Here is a 14348-nt window from a genome sequence, read left to right on the forward strand (position 1 = left end):
TTGAAGATATCGATCAAGAACCCGGCGCCACTCGGAGAAAACCTCACTAAATGGGGAGACTATCATTTTGGTTTGCTGCTTAAGCGGCGCCTCGAACAGCTTGGCGTCGACGTTGTACAGCACTTTTATCCGGAATGGGACATAGAAGACGGCGAAGATGCTGTTCTAGTACTCCGTGGAAAGCGTAGATATAAACCGGATCGCAAGTGTTTTAATTTACTATGGAACATTAGCCACCCGGCAACGCTATCGCCTGCAGAATGCGAAGATTATGATCTCGTTTACGTCGCGAGTGAGAGACATCGCTCCATGCTTTGCTCGAAAACGAGTACGCCACTGCGTACGCTTCGCCAATGCACGGAACCGGAAGTTTTTAAACATCCGGATTTGGCCATTACCGAAGACGATCGGAATCGTCGTTCAATTGTCTTCGTTGCAAATAGTCGATTTGTTCGAAGGGACATGATTCGGTGGATTTCCGACATGGGTATCAAGCCCGTAATTATTGGTCGCCATTGGAACAAGCTCGGCTATGGCAACTTAGTTCAGCAGGATTTCATAGAGAATAGTAAAATCCCCGAATTATATATGAGAAGTCGGTTAAGCCTCAATGACCATTGGGGGGATATGCGTCATTTCGGAATAATAAACAATCGAATATTTGATTGTTTAGCGTGCGGAACCCCCGTACTCTCGGACCACTTTCCGGAGCTTGAAAATGTCTGTGGTTCTAGCCTTCTTTATGCTTACGATGAAACGTCATTGCTACGTTCTCTCGAGTATTTCTCGTTTTTTTATAAGGATTTACTTGAGCAAACGCGATTGACGTGGGAGAAGATATCACATGATTACACTTTTGAAGCACGAGCGCGGACAATTATCTCAGATATCGAAAATGCAGGTTCCTTACGTGATGAAAAGACAACTTCTTCATACGCTTCAGATATGACGTGTGATGGTAAAGTTATTGACGATACTAGAGCTGCGATTTACAAGGCGAAATCTTCTCTTAAAAATCGTCCGCTTCGCGTTCTCCACCTGAACCCAACCGCTGAAATAGGCTATATCCTTTCGGGTGACGCGGATTTGGATTATACGAGTGCGGGTCAAGGGAACGGTCCTTGGCACGTTAATTTGGAAAGTAATATCGCTGCACTACCAGAAAAATCATACGACATAGTTTTGTCAGAGTGTCATCAGGAAAATTCGGCCCAGATGCATTGCGTAGTTCATGACCTCTCTACGAATGTTACAGCTCGTAGCTTGAAGCCGTCGGGGTTTTCTTTTTTAATATAAGAAAGATATTCGTAGATTCCTCCTAAGTGGCACAAGAATATTCAGGCACTCTAACGACCGATGGCGCAGTTGATGTACTCGTCGTCGACAACCCTACGGTTCAAGTAATCAAATGCTACTCTAATTTTTTCAGTTTCAAGCGTAGAGTTCCGCGGTCGCACTGATTTTGTCGGGAACTCGTCAGACGACACGCGAATGACACGGGTGCGAGCTCCGCCACTTTTCGCACTGTCGGAAAAGATGCGTTCGGCGAAGTCGGCCCAGGACATGCTTTCGTTACCGGCGAAATGGTACGTTCCCCATAGCAGCGTTCGCTCCGTATCGAACTTGCGGGCGATCGTCAGGATCGCATTGGCGATATCGTAGGCGCTCGTCGGGTTGCCGTATTGGTCGTCGACGACTCGGACCTCGTCTTGCTCTTCGGCGAGCTTCAGCATCGTCTTCACGAAGTTCTTGCCGTAGGGGCTGTAGACCCAGGCTGTGCGCAGGATGATGTGCTGCGGGTTGGCTTCGGCGACCAGTCGTTCTCCTACAAGCTTGGTGCGGCCATAGACGGTGCGGGGGTCGGGGGTTTCTTCCTCGCTGTGCGGTTCGTCCCCCTCGCCGGAAAAGACGTAGTCCGTCGAAAGGTGGATGATCGGAATGCCGCGGGCGGCGGCTGCGTGCGCGAGTGCACCGGGGCCCTCGGCGTTGACGGCGTGGGCGAGTTCCGGTTCGTCCTCGGCCTGGTCGACGGCCGTGTAGGCGGCCGCAGAGACGACGATGTCCGGGCGGACGTTCTCGATCGCACGCTCGAGCGACGCATGGTCGAGCAGATCGAGTTCGGGCCTTCCGCATAGGACGATTTCGACATCCGCAGCATCGCGACCGCAATCGTCGAGGCACCGTGCGACCTGTCCGTTGCGGCCGGTGACCAGAAGCTTCATGGCGTTGTTCTCCCCTGTATTGCGCAACGTGTGAATGGCGCCGCACCCTTACATTTCGAGGCGGTTACGACGTCTCGTTACGCCAACCCCGGGCATCCTCGGGCGCACAGCTGCGCGCGGCCGCGAGGAACCACGGATTGGCGAACGGCACGTCGCCCGCGATATGCTTGCCGTAGGTGAGTGGTGTTCCGCCCTCGACGACCGTGAGACCGCCCGCCGCCCGCAGCACCGCGTCGCCGGCGGCCGTATCCCATTCCATCGTCCTGCCGAAACGGGGATAAAGGTTCGCGCTGCCATCCGCCAGGCAGCAGAACTTCAACGAAGAACCGAAGAAGGCAAGCTCCGCGTAGCGAAAGCGAGCGAGGAAGGCTTCGGTCTCGGCCGAACGATGCAGACGACTGGTGACGATCACGGGCGTCTCGTTGCCACGATCGACCGCCAGTTCCTGCCGTTCGACGATGGCGAAGCGCTCGTCGACGGTCGCCCTTTGCGCGCCGTCCGGCCCGCCCCTATAAAGCACGCCGAGGGCCGGCGCGTAGACCACGCCGATCAGCGGGACGCCGTCGCGCACGAAGGCGATATTGACCGTGAACTCGTCGCGCCCGTTGACGAACTCGCGCGTGCCGTCGAGCGGATCCACGAGAATGAACGCACTCGTGTCGATGGCCGTATCACGACCGCCTGCCACCTCTTCTTCGGCAATGCACGGAAATTCGCTCCATCGCGTGCGAAGGCCCTCCAGGATGATGGCCTCGGCCTGGCGATCGGCTTCGGTCACGGGAGAGTCGTCGTCCTTGCGCTCGACTGCGAAGTGATCATTGCGCACATCGAGGATGGCCTTTCCGGCCACGAGCGCGAGCGATTCGAAATCCGCGAGCATTCCTGCCGTGTCGACTACCCTCATCTTGCCTCCGTTTGGTGCTTCTCGCGGAGGTTTAAACGGCTAGCGTGGATGGGACCAGTCTTTTCCGGACGATCCGAATACGACGATGATCGGCCTCAATGGCCGACATCCGCATAGGTTTGACGGATGAAACCGCGCACGGAGTCGAAATGTCGATGTGCGAAGATGGAATGCGGCTCGCCACGAACCTTCATCGTGAGCCGGCCGAGCGTGCGATCGATCGAACCGACCGTGGCCATCATGGCGAGACCGATGGCGCGAACGATCCGCAGCCATTGCGAAAGCGGCGTCAGGACTGCGAAGCCGAAGACGGCGAGCATTGCGGCAAAGAGACAGATATTCCAAACCATCGACGACATCTCCTGCCCCCGTTCTGCTTCTCTCCGGTTATCCCGGACGATCCCTTCTCGCGCACGCGAAGGAACGATCGTCCATCGCATGCCGCATCCCGACTTCGAGGAGACGAACGGTAAAGCGCAGGCTTTGTTCCTGCCGACCGCTCTCACCCCCGTCCATATCGATCTTCGAGCCGCTCGATATCGTCTTCGCCGAGATAGCTGCCCGTCTGCACCTCGATGAGTTCGAGCGGGATTCGGCCGGGATTTTCGAGCGTATGGATCTCGCCGACGGGAATATAAAGCGACTGGTCCTCCGAAAGCAGCGTGCTCGTCTCCCCGCGATGGACCCGTGCCGTGCCATGGACGACCACCCAGTGTTCGGCGCGGTGATAGTGGCGCTGCAGGGACAGCTTGCAACCCGGATCGACGGTGATGCGCTTGACGCGGTCGCGATCGCCGAGATCAATCGTGTCGTAGCGCCCCCAGGGCCGGTAGACGACGCGGTGATCGGCAAGTTCGCAGCGTTCGAGTTCACGAAGCCTGGCGACGAGGGTCTTGATCGCGTGCGCGCGGTCCCTTCGGGTGACGAGCACCGCGTCCTTCGTCTCGACGACCACCAGATCGTCGACCGCGAAGGTCGCGACGAGGCGGCTTTCGGCGTGGACGAGGCTGCCATGCGTGTCGATGGCGATCACGTCCCCGTCGACCACGTTCCCCGCATCGTCCTTCTCTCGCGATTCCCATAGGGTGGAAAACGAGCCGACATCGCTCCAGCCTGCCGAAAGCGGCACGACGGCTGCCGCGCGCGTGTGCTCCATGATCGCGTGATCGATCGAAAGGTCCGGGTTGCGGGCAAACGCCGTCCGGTCGAGGCGCAGGAAATCGAGGTCGGGTACGGGATCGGCCGTCGCGGCCGTGCAGGCATGATGGATCTCGGGGCACAACGCCTTTACCTCGCGCAGGAACCGGCTTGCGCGGAAGACGAACATGCCGCTGTTCCACAGGTGCCGCCCGCCGGCGAGATAGTCGGCGGCGGTCTGCGCATCGGGCTTTTCGACGAACCGATGCACGGCATAGCCGCCGTCGAGTTCCTCCCCGCGCTCGATATACCCGTAGCCGGTTTCCGCACGCTCGGGCACGATACCGAAGGTGACGAGCCGACCAGTTTCGGCGAGCCGCACCGCGTCGCCGAGCGCACGGTGGAACGCGGGAATGTCCGCCAGCATGTGATCGGCCGGCAGGGCGAGCACGATCGGATCCTCGTGGTCACGCAGCGCGACCATGGTTGCGGCGGCAAGTGCCGGGGCCGTATTGCGCGCGACCGGTTCGAGAACGAGCGTCGCTTCGAGGCCGTCGGGCCCGCGCATCTGCTCGGCAGCGAGGAACCGATGCTCCTCGTTGCATACGACGACCGGAGCCGCGCAGGAAAGACCGTCGAGACGGGCGACCGTTTCTTGAAGCATGGTCTTGTCGCCGCCGAGCTTTAGGAACTGCTTGGGATAGGCGACGCGGGAGAGCGGCCACAGCCGCTGGCCGGAACCGCCGGCCATGACGATCGGAAGAATGCCCGCCGGAACGCTCCTGCCGCCGTCTCCCTCGGTCGTCGTCGCGCCTGGCGCCGCCGCATCCTCGTTTTCCATCGCACGCTCCCTACCCGTTTAGCTCGCACAGTTCCGATCGTGTCATGGTGGCGAAGGCCGGGCGGCTTGTCGATCCGTCGGGGAGCGAAGCACGATCGCATGGGTCGCGTAACAAAGCGTGCGGTGCATAGCCTTTGACCGCGGACGGCAGGGCGTTTATCGCTATTTTAGCCGCAATGGCAAGCTAAACGCGACAACCAGACGGCGCTCGGGCGCGCCGCGCAGAGGGGAAACAGGCATGGCCGATGGCGAGAGGGCGCCGGCATATCATCGTGACGATAGATCCGCTTCGCTTACCGTCGCCGATGCGTGCACGCGCGTTCCCGCACAGCCATGGAGCAAGCGCGCGTTCGACGTGACGCTTTCCATCCTCGGTCTCATTCCCGGCAGCCTGATCATCGCCCTGCTCGCGCTCGCCATTCGAAGGGACAGCCGCGGGCCGGCCATCTTTCGCCAGCGCCGGGTCGGCCGCGGTGGAGCGGTCTTTCATTGTCTCAAGCTGAGGACGATGCAAACGGGCCTTCCCGACCTGCCGACGCACGAAAGCAAGACTTCCGACGTCACCCGGCTCGGGCGACATCTGCGACGCTGGAAGCTCGACGAACTGCCGCAACTCTTCAACGTTCTGCGCGGCGAGATGAGTTTCGTCGGCCCGCGGCCGTGCCTGCCGAGCCAGACGGTGCTCGTCGAGGAACGCCGGCGCCTCGGCGTCCTCACTATGCGCCCGGGCATCACCGGCATCGCCCAGGTTCGCGGCATCGACATGTCGGACCCGCATCGTCTGGCCGAAGTCGATGCCCTCTACATCGGGCACGAGAGCATGACGGTCGATCTCGGCCTGCTCGCGCGCACCTTCACGCCTTCGGCGCTTGCCGACAGGATCGGGCTCTAGCCATATGCACGGCACGCATAAACCTTCCAAGAGGGCAACGGCCCCCGCCGGCAAGAAGATGCGGCACGCATTGGGATTGACCCGGGCGCGGTTCCGCGCGGCCCGCCGCCGCGGCAAGTCGGACGACGGGGGCATCGGGCCGCTGCGCGGCCTGCTGCGCGGTCTCCCTCGCCCGGCAAAGCGCGTACTTTTGATCGGCAGCGACATCGTGCTGCTGCTCCTCGTGCTGGAGACGAGCTTCAGCCTGCGCCTCGGCAACGTCTTCGTGCCGTCGAACGACCAGCTCGCGCTGATGCTTGCCGCGCCGGTCATCGCCATTCCGATCTTCGTGCGGCTGGGGCTCTACCGTGCCGTCATCCGCTACCTGCCCGACCGGGCGATCTGGGTGACCGTCCAGGCGATGTCGCTCGCGACGCTCCTGTGGGTCTGCCTCCTCTTCCTCACATCGATGTCCGGCCTGGAGGGCGCGCCGCGCTCCATCCCGCTCTTCTACTGGGTCTTCGGCATCTGGGCCGTCGCCGGCAGCCGGTTCGCGGCCAAGGCGCTGCTGTGGCCGAGCGGCACGGCGATCAAGCGCCTCATCCGCCGCCAGGTCCTCATCTACGGAACGGACGCGGCGAGCCTTCAGCTGGCGGCCGCCCTGCACCGCCAGGCGGATCGCTTCGTCGCCGGCTTCATCGATCCCGACGGCACGCTGCGCGGGCGCGACGTAATGGGCATCCGCGTCTATTCCGAAAGCTCGATCAGCGATCTCATCCGCAATTACGGCATCAAGGAGATCTTCGTCTCCCTCCCCTCGGTCGATCAGGAACGCCGCAAGCGGCTGCTGAGCGAACTGCACGAGCATCCGGTCAAGATCCGCGTCCTTCCGGCGATCTCCGATTTTGCCAGCGGCAAGGGCCTTCAGGGCCAGCTTCGCGACCTCGAGATCGACGATCTGCTCGGCCGCTCGGCCGTGCCGCCCGAACCGTCCTTGCTTGCCGGCATGATCGAGGACCGGGCCATTCTCGTCACCGGTGCGGCGGGCTCCATCGGCTCGGAGGTCGTGCGCCTCGTCGCGCGCTGGAAACCGCGCCGTCTCGTCCTTCTCGACATCAACGAGTACGGCCTCTACCAGCTCGAGCAATCGCTGAAGCGCATGGGCGTCGAGGATGCCGTCTACATGCTCGGCTCGGTCGCCGACGAGAGCATGGTGCGCAACCTGCTCGAACGCCACGCGATCGCCGTCGTGTTCCACGCCGCGGCCTACAAGCACGTTCCCCTCGTTGAGAACAACGTGCTCGCGGGCGTGCGCAACAACGTGCTCGGAACGCTCGCCGTCGCCCGTCAGGCGCATCAATGCGGCGTCGAGAATTTCGTGCTCATCTCGACGGACAAGGCCGTGCGACCGTCGAACGTCATGGGCGCCAGCAAGCGCTGGGCGGAGCTCATCACGCGCCATTTCGGCGAAAAGGCGACGCTTGCCGGCACGGGGCAGAAGTTCTGCGCGGTGCGCTTCGGCAACGTTCTCGGCTCTAGCGGCTCCGTGGTTCCGCTCTTTCGCGAGCAGATCGAGGCGGGCGGGCCGATCACCCTGACCGACGAAGGCATGATGCGTTACTTCATGTCGATCCACGAGGCCGCCGAACTGATCGTGCAGGCCGGGGCACTCTCGGAGGGCGGCGACATCTTCCTGCTCGACATGGGCGAACAGGTGCGCATCCGCAAGCTTGCCGAGAACATGATTCGGCTCGCCGGCTTCATGGAGAAGTCGGCCGAAAATCCGGAAGGCGACATCGAAATCCGCGTCGTCGGCAAGCGCTCCGGCGAGAAGCTGGTCGAGGAGCTGTTCTACGACCCGAACACGGCAATCCCGACCACGCATCCCAAGATCCTGCGCGCCCGCCGGCCGAACGCAGCCGGTAACGTGGTCGAGACGGAACTCGAATGCCTTCGCCAGCTCGTCGACGAGGGCGACGAGACGCGCATCCGCCAGCGCCTGATGGATTTCCTGAAGCTTTAGAGCCTTTCAGGTTTATACGGAAACGCTCTGTTCGATCGTGCCGGTTTTCCACACGAAGGCGATCGCAGCGCGATGTGGTTCATCCAGTCCCTCCCTGGACTCTGAAGTCTTGCAACTTCAGCATCCCCGGTCCGGACCGGATGGGCAACCTAATGAAGCTCACATCTAGTAAAAGAAAAGAAGAAGCCCGCGGCGGGTGTTCCGCCACGGGCTTCAGGGTTCGATTCGGGCAGACGAACCCGACATCGTCGGGCCGCAAAGCCGGTGTTAGCGCGACAGTCGCTCGATCACGTTGCGAACCGCCGGAAACGCGAGGACGACCAGCGCCGCCTTGATCAGGTCGCCGGCGATGAAGGGAACGACGCCGGCCTGCCAAGCCTTTTCGGGACCGATCAACATGGAAAGCCAGGCGAAGCCGAGCCCCAGGATTGCGATCTCACCGAGCGCAACAGCCGGCGCAAGGCTGAGGATACGGCGGTCGAGACCCCGGTCCGCAGCGTAGCCGACGATGATGGCCGCCACGACGAAGCCGGCGAGATAGCCGCCGGTCGGGCCCATCATGTAGGCGAGGCCGATCCCGTGCTCGGGCGAAGCCTGGAAGACCGGAAGGCCGCTCGCGCCCTCGGCGAGATAGAGCAGCAGCGTCGCGACGCCGAGGCGCATGCCGAAGGTCGCGGCGATCGCGAAGACGGCAAGCGTCTCCAGCGAGAGGTCGACGGGGCCGAAAACCACACGGGTCTTTGCCGACACCGTGAGCACCAGCGTGCCCAGGACGGCGAGCGTCGCGTACCACGCGAAACGCGCGGCGGGATGTTCGAAGTTCGGTGCGTGCGCCAGCGAGCGCGTCGTATCGGATGTCGTCATGGAGCTCTCTCCGCCAGGAACGTATGCGAGTGGCGGTTTCCGCCGGTCTCTCGGATGGGGGTATACCGTGCCGGAATGGGCAGGTAAAGAAAGGCCGCTTTCATCCATCGGCCTCGTTCCCGCCCTCCCTACCACCGCGACAGCGCATGCCCGAACCATCCTTCCAGACCGCCTTCGATCCGCAATACGGCCACCCCGTGCCCGTCGCCGAGGCCATCGCGCGACTGACCGCGCCGAATGCCGGGCCGATGACCTTTAAGGGGACCAATACGTATCTCGTCGGCAGCCGCGCGCTCGCCGTCGTCGATCCGGGGCCGGAGGACGAACGGCACTGGGACGCCCTGAAGGCCGCGATCGCCGGACGTCCGGTCAGCCACGTGCTCGCCACGCATACCCATCGCGATCACTCGCCGCTCGCGCGCCGCCTTGCCGAAGAAACCGGCGCGGTTCTCGCGGGCATCGGTCCGCACCGCCTTGCCCGCCCCCTCCACGACGGCGAACTCAACCGGCTCGCCGAAGCCGCGGACACGAGCTTCGTTCCCGACCGCACGCTCGCCGACGGCGAGGTGATCGAGGGCGACGGGTGGCGCCTCGAAACCGTTCATACGCCGGGGCACGCCGCAAACCATGCAGCCTACGCGCTTGCCGGCACGGGCATTCTCCTGTGCGGCGATCACGTTATGGCCTGGGCGACCCCCGTCGTGGCACCGCCCGACGGCTCGATGCGGGACTACATGGCCTCGCTCGACCGCCTGCTTGCCCGCGACGACACGCTGTACCTGCCCGGCCACGGCGGGCCGATCGAGGCGCCGCACACCTTCGTGCGCGCCCTGAGGGCCCATCGCCGCATGCGTGAGCGCTCCGTCCTCAACCGCGTGAAGGCCGGCGACCGTACGATCGGGGAAATGGTGGCGGTGATCTACCAGAACGCCGACCGGGCTCTGCACGGCGCTGCCGCGCTCAACGTCTTCGCGCATCTGGAAGACCTCGTCGCACGCGGCAGCGTGACGACCGACGGCGCACCGACACTCGATGGACGATACGTGCCGGCGTAAGGTTTCGACCGGCCTTCAGCTATCCGCCGTTCCCATCAGGCTGCGGTCGAGATCGGCGAAGATCGCCCGGATCAGCCGCGCGCCTTCGCCAAGGTCGTTCGGCCCGTAGCGCGAGGCGACCCGCATGTCGACGCGGGTCTTGTCGCCCTCCTCGCGCAGGCGGATGACGACGTCGCTCGAAAGGCCGAAGAGCATTGACCGGTGGACGGCCTGCAGGCGCACCGTCGCCGGCTCCACGCTGGCATTGCGCATGGCAAGCGGCGACGGCCGGTTGATCGGCACCGGTACCGAGGAAAGATCGATCCCGCCCTCCTCGTCGCTCGCCGCGCCTTTCCCGTCGGCATGCGACGCGGACTTCGAAACGGGCGTCTTGGCAAAGGCCGCCGTGCCGTCCTCCGCGACGATCGAGAGGTTTTCCGCCTTCATGGCCGATCGCACGGCCGCAAGCACGCGGTCTATCGCGCCCTCGTAGCGGCGGCCCGCAAGCTGCGGATAGGCGCTGGCGAGCGGCACCGGCCGGCCGAGCGCGGCCGTCGCAGTCTGCGTCAGGGCAAGCCCGCCCGGCGGCGGTGCCGTCAGCCATTCCGGCGGGTTCGCCGCATCGCTGGAGACGTCGCGGATCTGCGGCGCGCTCACGTAGAGCCAGGCGCCGAGCGCCATCGGCGCAAGCACCACGAGCGCGCAGGCGAACGCCACGAAGGAGGCGAGCCCGCCCCGCGCGCCGATGGTCCAAAGCCGTGCGAAGCCGACGAACGCGAAACACAGCGCCACCAGCGCAAACGCGCCGGCAAGCACGGAAAGGGCAACGAAATATTGCGTCGCCATGCCGGAGACGCGATGGGCGAACCACGCCGCGACGAAAAGGATCAACGCCACCAGTCCTACGCGGCGCGCGACCAGTGCGCTCTTGCTGACGGGCCGAACGTAACGTGCGATCATCGCGGGCGCAGCACTCCTCGATCTTCCGGCGGACGATGGCCTTTGGGGACATCGCTTCTATCACGAAACGGATTAACGGAACTCATCCACGGCATGCAACTTGACTCTTTGCCCGTTCGCGCCAACCTGCGGGCGAGCCCGCCATCCTCCATTCGCGCCTTTCTCCCATGCTGCATGCCTATACCCGCCAAGCCGCTTCCTTCGACATCGCCGCCGGAGATGGGACCGAACCCCTTCCCGACGACGTCGTCTGGCTCGACATGCTCTCGCCTTCCGCCGAGGAGGAGGCCCGCGCCGAAGCCATGCTCGGCGTTGACCTTCCCACACGCGACGAATTGAAGGACATCGAGCCGTCGAGCCGGCTCTATGCCGAGGACGACACGCTCTACATGACCGCAAGCCTCGTCTCGCGCTGGGAAAGCGGGGCGGCCGAACTCTTCGACATCGGTTTCGTGATCGTCGGCAACCGCCTGGTGACGATCCGCTACGGCGAGCCGAAGGCTTTTCGTCTCTTCCTCGCCGCGGCCGGGAGGCAGGGCGAGTGTGGAAAGACGGGCTCCGCCTCGCTCGCACGCCTGCTCGAGACGGTCGTCGACCGGACCGCGGAAATCCTGGAGGTGACGTCGGCCAACATGGACCGCCTCTCCGACGTCATCTTCAAGCGCGACATGCACCATCGCAACGAACACGACACGTCGAAGGATCTCGAGTCGCGGCTCGGCGAGATCGCCGAGAGCCAGCGCACGACCGCGAAGGTGCGCGAAAGCCTGTCCTCGCTCGGCCGCCTGGTACGCTTCTTCGCCGGAACGGAGGCCGTGCGTGCCAACGCGGATCTCCAGGAACGATGCGCGAGCCTCGATCAGGACATCCGCTCGCTCGGCGAACATGCCGGCTTCATCTCGGCCAACGTCACGTTCCACCTCGACGCGACGCTCGGCCTCATCAATCTCGAACAGAACAAGATCATCAAGATTTTTTCGATTGCGGCGGTCGTCCTGCTGCCGCCGACCTTCATCGGCACCATCTATGGCATGAACTTTAAGGACATGCCGGAGTTATCGTGGGCCTACGGCTATCCGTACGCGCTCGTGCTGATGGTGGTCGTCTCGGCGATCCCGGTGGTGTGGTTCAGGAAGAAAGGCTGGTTCTGAAGAAGCCATGGACGAAACGATGCTTGAGACGGAACCCGCAGACGCGGCCGTCGCATCCGAGCCGCTCGAAACGTCCCGTAAATCGGAACACGGCTCCTTCTTCGCACTGACGCTCGGGTCGATCGGCGTGGTCTACGGCGACATCGGCACGAGCCCGCTCTACGCGTTTCGCGAGGCGCTGCGGCCGATGACGGCGGACGGCCTTGCGCGTTCGGAGGTCCTCGGCCTCGCGTCGCTGCTCATCTGGGCACTGACGGTCATCGTCTCGATAAAGTACGTCGCGTTCCTGCTTCGCGCCGACAACCGCGGCGAAGGCGGCATGCTGGCGCTTCTGGCGCTGGTACAAAAGAAGATGGGCACGCGCACGACCCCCATCCTCCTGCTCGGCCTCGCCGGCTGCGCGCTCTTCTTCGGCGACGCGATCATCACGCCGGCGATCTCCGTGCTTTCGTCCGTCGAGGGTCTGAAACTCGTGACGCCGGCTTTCACGGGCTATGTAGAGATCATCGCCATCGCCATCCTGATCACCCTGTTCGCCATCCAGATGCACGGGACCTCCGCCGTCGCCGCCTGGTTCGGGCCGATGACGGCCATATGGTTCCTGGTGCTCGCCGGCTCGGGCATCGCCCACATCGTCGCGGTTCCCGACGTGCTGTGGGCGTTCAATCCCGTTCACGCGGTATCCTTCCTGTTCGGCGAACGCCTGCTTGCCTTCGTCGTGCTCGGCGCAGTCTTCCTGGCTGTCACCGGTGCCGAGGCGCTCTATGCCGATCTCGGCCATTTCGGCCGCGCACCCATCCAGACGGCATGGTTCGTCCTCGTCTTTCCCGCCCTGGCGCTGAACTATCTGGGACAGGCGGCGCTCGTGCTTTCGCAGCCGGACACCATCGCCGATCCATTCTTCCGCATGTTTCCCGGCTGGATGCTCCTGCCCGCCGTCGTCCTGGCGACGATGGCGACGATCATCGCCAGCCAGGCCGTCATCACGGGCGCCTTCTCGCTGACGCGCCAGGCGATCCAGCTCGGCTTCGTCCCGCGCATGGAAGTGCGCCACACATCGCAGGAGCAGACCGGGCAGATCTACATGCCCCGCGTCAACATGCTGCTCCTTCTCGGCGTGCTCGTCCTCGTCGTCGTATTCCGCAGTTCCGACGCGCTCGCCACGGCCTACGGCATCGCGGTGACCGGCACGATGATCGTCACCACGATCCTCGCCTACGCCTATCTTCGCCATGTGCGGTCGTGGTCGATGCTGCCGGCCTTCGTGGCCGTCCTCCCCTTCGCCGTCGTCGAGATCGTCTTCCTCGCGGCCAACATGACGAAGTTCTTCGAGGGCGGCTATCTGCCGGTGATCGTCGCGTCGGTTCTGTTCGTGACGATGTGGACCTGGACACGCGGCGCAGCGCTGCTCGCGCACAAGACCGGACAGACCGACGTGCGCACGAGCACCTTCGCCGCAAGCATCGAGAAGCAGTCCGAACACGGACCGACGCTCGTTCCGGGAACCGCGATCTTCTTCACGAGCGATCCCGAAACCGTGCCGACGGCGCTGCTCCACAACCTCAAGCACAATCACGTACTGCACGAGCAGAACGTCATCCTGACGGTTCACACCGCACCCGTGCCCGTCACTTCGCCGGAACGCCGCGTACGGATCGAGCCCATTTCGAAGCGGTTCGTCCGGCTCGACCTGACCTTCGGCTTCATGGAGAGCCCGAACATCTCGCGCGCACTCATCCTTTGCCGCCGTCACGGGCTGAAGTTCGACATCATGGCGACGTCGTTCTATCTCGGCCGCCGCAAGGTCATCGCGGATACGCGGTCGGCCCTACCGAACTGGCAGAACCGCCTCTTCATCGCGCTCGCGAACGCCTCGGCGGACCCGACGGACTATTTCGACCTGCCGGCGAACCGGGTGATCGAACTCGGCTCGCACGTTTCTGTGTAGCGCCAGAGAGCCAGCCGAAGATCGGTCAGCCGAGTATCGGTACGGCCTCGAAGGTCAGCGGACACATCTCGATCTCGGCGTTCGCCGCAAACCGGCTCATCGTCGAGCGGGCATGGTCCTCGTCACCGGCATCGAGCACGGCGATGCACTGGCGGTACCGACTTTGCAGGATCAGGCGTATGTCCTCGTCCGTGTCGATCTCATGGACGAGGGCCGTGCGGCGCTCCACTGCGAGAGAGTGCGCGCGGGCCGCCGCACCCGTCCTCGAAGCACCGTAGACGACGTGGATGGTTTCCATCGCAATCTGCTCCGTCATGCCACTTTCCCCGGACGACCCCAGCCGCCAGCAGCGTTTTTCATCAACGGTACCGATTTGGCAGGTGAAGACGACAC

At 63.3% G+C, this 14348-nt stretch carries 13 protein-coding genes; 6 read left to right on the forward strand and 7 right to left on the reverse strand.

Annotated elements, in window-relative coordinates:
* Complete coding sequence (locus tag FJU11_RS04225; RefSeq protein WP_141165780.1) at nucleotides 1–1296, forward strand: glycosyltransferase family protein; 1296 nt, start codon at nucleotides 1–3, stop codon at nucleotides 1294–1296.
* Between the two features lie 50 nt (nucleotides 1297–1346).
* On the opposite strand, the gene rfbD is transcribed toward FJU11_RS04225, so the two are convergent.
* From rfbD to FJU11_RS04245, 4 genes are all read right to left on the reverse strand, one after another.
* On the reverse strand, nucleotides 1347–2222 hold the full coding sequence (gene rfbD / locus FJU11_RS04230; protein ID WP_141165781.1) for a dTDP-4-dehydrorhamnose reductase: 876 nt from the start codon (nucleotides 2220–2222) through the stop codon (nucleotides 1347–1349).
* 64 nt (nucleotides 2223–2286) lie between these two features.
* Nucleotides 2287–3126: a 3'(2'),5'-bisphosphate nucleotidase CysQ gene (gene cysQ / locus FJU11_RS04235; protein WP_235890802.1), complete on the reverse strand. Its 840-nt coding sequence runs from the start codon at nucleotides 3124–3126 to the stop codon at nucleotides 2287–2289.
* 95 nt (nucleotides 3127–3221) lie between these two features.
* On the reverse strand, nucleotides 3222–3476 hold the full coding sequence (locus FJU11_RS04240) for a hypothetical protein (RefSeq protein WP_141165782.1): 255 nt from the start codon (nucleotides 3474–3476) through the stop codon (nucleotides 3222–3224).
* A 152-nt stretch (nucleotides 3477–3628) separates the two neighbouring features.
* A complete protein-coding gene (locus tag FJU11_RS04245; RefSeq protein ID WP_141165783.1) occupies nucleotides 3629–5104 on the reverse strand; it encodes a mannose-1-phosphate guanylyltransferase/mannose-6-phosphate isomerase in 1476 nt (491 codons plus the stop codon).
* A gap of 238 nt (nucleotides 5105–5342) precedes the next feature.
* Here FJU11_RS04245 and FJU11_RS04250 point away from each other — a divergent pair, with 238 nt between their 5' ends.
* Complete coding sequence (locus tag FJU11_RS04250; RefSeq protein WP_141165784.1) at nucleotides 5343–5996, forward strand: sugar transferase; 654 nt, start codon at nucleotides 5343–5345, stop codon at nucleotides 5994–5996.
* Between the two features lie 70 nt (nucleotides 5997–6066).
* On the forward strand, nucleotides 6067–7998 hold the full coding sequence (locus FJU11_RS04255; RefSeq protein ID WP_235890803.1) for a polysaccharide biosynthesis protein: 1932 nt from the start codon (nucleotides 6067–6069) through the stop codon (nucleotides 7996–7998).
* 267 nt (nucleotides 7999–8265) lie between these two features.
* Here the strand turns inward: FJU11_RS04255 and FJU11_RS04260 are convergent, their stop codons facing one another.
* The gene (locus FJU11_RS04260) at nucleotides 8266–8862 is read right to left on the reverse strand and encodes a biotin transporter BioY (RefSeq protein WP_141165786.1); all 597 of its coding nucleotides are present in this window, start codon (nucleotides 8860–8862) and stop codon (nucleotides 8266–8268) included.
* A gap of 146 nt (nucleotides 8863–9008) precedes the next feature.
* Between FJU11_RS04260 and FJU11_RS04265 the strand changes: the two genes are divergently transcribed.
* Nucleotides 9009–9917, forward strand: a complete 909-nt coding sequence (locus FJU11_RS04265; protein ID WP_141165787.1) for an MBL fold metallo-hydrolase — start codon at nucleotides 9009–9011, stop codon at nucleotides 9915–9917.
* Between the two features lie 15 nt (nucleotides 9918–9932).
* On the opposite strand, the gene FJU11_RS04270 is transcribed toward FJU11_RS04265, so the two are convergent.
* Nucleotides 9933–10856 (reverse strand): DUF1499 domain-containing protein, encoded by a 924-nt coding sequence (locus FJU11_RS04270; protein WP_141165788.1) that lies wholly within the window; start codon nucleotides 10854–10856, stop codon nucleotides 9933–9935.
* A gap of 167 nt (nucleotides 10857–11023) precedes the next feature.
* Between FJU11_RS04270 and FJU11_RS04275 the strand changes: the two genes are divergently transcribed.
* Together FJU11_RS04275 and FJU11_RS04280 are read left to right on the forward strand one after the other, a co-directional pair.
* On the forward strand, nucleotides 11024–12007 hold the full coding sequence (locus FJU11_RS04275; protein WP_141165789.1) for a magnesium transporter CorA family protein: 984 nt from the start codon (nucleotides 11024–11026) through the stop codon (nucleotides 12005–12007).
* A 19-nt stretch (nucleotides 12008–12026) separates the two neighbouring features.
* Nucleotides 12027–13955, forward strand: coding sequence for a potassium transporter Kup (locus FJU11_RS04280; RefSeq protein ID WP_141165790.1), 1929 nt, complete (start codon nucleotides 12027–12029; stop codon nucleotides 13953–13955).
* Between the two features lie 25 nt (nucleotides 13956–13980).
* Here the strand turns inward: FJU11_RS04280 and FJU11_RS04285 are convergent, their stop codons facing one another.
* Nucleotides 13981–14271, reverse strand: a complete 291-nt coding sequence (locus tag FJU11_RS04285; RefSeq protein ID WP_141165791.1) for a hypothetical protein — start codon at nucleotides 14269–14271, stop codon at nucleotides 13981–13983.
* Nucleotides 14272–14348: the final 77 nt, after the last annotated feature.

This window comes from Pararhizobium mangrovi (assembly GCF_006516965.1).
Classification (GTDB): domain Bacteria; phylum Pseudomonadota; class Alphaproteobacteria; order Rhizobiales; family Rhizobiaceae; genus Pararhizobium_B; species Pararhizobium_B mangrovi.

What these genes read in the sequence shown, in the direction of transcription:
- rfbD (WP_141165781.1), bottom strand. Translation starts at nt 2,222, where the DNA reads ATGAAGCTTCTGGTCACCGGCCGCAACGGACAGGTCGCACGGTGCCTC.
- FJU11_RS04280 (WP_141165790.1), top strand. Translation starts at nt 12,027, where the DNA reads ATGCTTGAGACGGAACCCGCAGACGCGGCCGTCGCATCCGAGCCGCTC.
- FJU11_RS04245 (WP_141165783.1), bottom strand. Translation starts at nt 5,104, where the DNA reads ATGGAAAACGAGGATGCGGCGGCGCCAGGCGCGACGACGACCGAGGGA.
- cysQ (WP_235890802.1), bottom strand. Translation starts at nt 3,126, where the DNA reads ATGAGGGTAGTCGACACGGCAGGAATGCTCGCGGATTTCGAATCGCTC.
- FJU11_RS04270 (WP_141165788.1), bottom strand. Translation starts at nt 10,856, where the DNA reads ATGATCGCACGTTACGTTCGGCCCGTCAGCAAGAGCGCACTGGTCGCG.
- FJU11_RS04260 (WP_141165786.1), bottom strand. Translation starts at nt 8,862, where the DNA reads ATGACGACATCCGATACGACGCGCTCGCTGGCGCACGCACCGAACTTC.
- FJU11_RS04250 (WP_141165784.1), top strand. Translation starts at nt 5,343, where the DNA reads ATGGCCGATGGCGAGAGGGCGCCGGCATATCATCGTGACGATAGATCC.
- FJU11_RS04240 (WP_141165782.1), bottom strand. Translation starts at nt 3,476, where the DNA reads ATGGTTTGGAATATCTGTCTCTTTGCCGCAATGCTCGCCGTCTTCGGC.
- FJU11_RS04265 (WP_141165787.1), top strand. Translation starts at nt 9,009, where the DNA reads ATGCCCGAACCATCCTTCCAGACCGCCTTCGATCCGCAATACGGCCAC.
- FJU11_RS04275 (WP_141165789.1), top strand. Translation starts at nt 11,024, where the DNA reads ATGCTGCATGCCTATACCCGCCAAGCCGCTTCCTTCGACATCGCCGCC.
- FJU11_RS04285 (WP_141165791.1), bottom strand. Translation starts at nt 14,271, where the DNA reads ATGACGGAGCAGATTGCGATGGAAACCATCCACGTCGTCTACGGTGCT.